The following is a 1,428-nucleotide window of genomic DNA, read 5'->3' as shown; positions in this document are numbered from 1 at the left end:
GAGTTGAGTCCCCGATAGTGGTGTAGCGCGGTCGCCGAGATCGTCACCGGCGAGTACGGATGACGAAGCAGCGGCCACCGCGTGATCCTTCGAGTGAACCTCTCACAGCACTCTCGAACGGAGTCATCACGATGACCGCTCCTCACATTGTCGACCCTGCACGCCTGCTCGGTGAAGCCCTCGCCGAAGCGTCGCCAGATCTGATGCGCCAGCTGCTGCAGACGATGATCAACGCCCTGCTGTCCGCGGACGCCGACGCCGTGGTCGGCGCCGAGTACGGCCGCCCCACCCCAGGCCGGGTCGCGCAGCGCAACGGCTACCGCCACCGCGACCTCGACACCCGCGTCGGCACGATCGATGTGGCGATCCCCAAGCTCCGCAAGGGCACCTACTTCCCCGAATGGTTGCTCGAGCGCCGCAAGCGAGCCGAGACCGCGCTGATCACCGTGGTAGCGGACTGCTACCTCGCCGGCGTTAGCACGCGGCGGATGGACAAGCTGGTCAAGACCCTCGGCATCGACTCGCTGTCGAAGTCGCAGGTCTCGCGGATGGCCGCCGAGCTCGACGAGCACGTCGAGCAGTTCCGCCACCGTCCCCTCGATGCCGCTGGCCCGTTCACCTTCGTCGCCGCCGATGCGTTGACGATGAAGGTCCGCGAGGGCGGCCGGGTGATCAACGCCGCGGTGTTGCTGGCCACCGGCGTGAACGGCGATGGCCACCGCGAGGTCCTGGGGATGCGGGTGGCCACCGCCGAGACCGGTGCGGCGTGGAACGAGTTCTTCGCCGACCTGGTCGCCCGCGGCCTGTCCGGGGTACGGCTCGTGACCAGCGACGCCCACCCCGGTCTGGTCGAGGCGGTCGCAGCGAACCTGGCTGGCGCGGCCTGGCAACGGTGCCGCACCCACTACGCAGCGAACCTCATGTCGGTGACGCCGAAGTCGATGTGGCCGGCGGTCAAGGCGATGCTGCACAGCGTCTACGACCAGCCCGACCGGCCGGCGGTGCACGCCCAGTTCGACCGGCTGCTGGACTACGTCGACGGCAAGCTCCCCGAGGTCCACGACCACCTCGACCAAGCGCGTGCGGACATCCTCGCGTTCACCGAATTCCCCAAGGACGTGTGGACCCAGATCTGGTCCAACAACCCCGCCGAACGACTCAACCGCGAGATCCGCCGCCGCACCGACGCCGTCGGGATCTTCCCCACCCGCGAGGCCATCGTGCGCCTCGTCGGCGCGGTCTTGGCCGAGCAGACCGACGAATGGGCCGAAGGCCGCCGATACCTCGGACTCGAAGTCCTCGCCCGCTGCCGCGTCAACCCCATCCCCACCACCGACACCGAGATCGGAGCCGACCAACTGCCAGCACTCACTGCCTGAACCCCCCAGCGAAGGAACACAGCGCTACACCACTAGCCGGGACTTGACC

General features: G+C 68.3%; 1 protein-coding gene. It reads left to right on the top strand.

Annotated features, from left to right (window positions below):
- Nucleotides 1-131 precede the first annotated feature (131 nt).
- Nucleotides 132-1,379, top strand: a complete 1,248-nt coding sequence (locus CCO04_RS28080) for an IS256 family transposase (RefSeq protein ID WP_215817487.1) — start codon at nt 132-134, stop codon at nt 1,377-1,379.
- Nucleotides 1,380-1,428 lie beyond the last annotated feature (49 nt).

The sequence above is a fragment of the Pimelobacter sp. 30-1 genome (genome assembly GCF_018831735.1).
Classification (GTDB): domain Bacteria; phylum Actinomycetota; class Actinomycetes; order Propionibacteriales; family Nocardioidaceae; genus Nocardioides.
This window is presented reverse-complemented; position numbering and strand designations above follow the sequence as displayed.

Bases quoted from the DNA above. Each gene is read 5' to 3' on its own strand.
- CCO04_RS28080 (WP_215817487.1), top strand. From the start codon at position 132: ATGACCGCTCCTCACATTGTCGACCCTGCACGCCTGCTCGGTGAAGCC.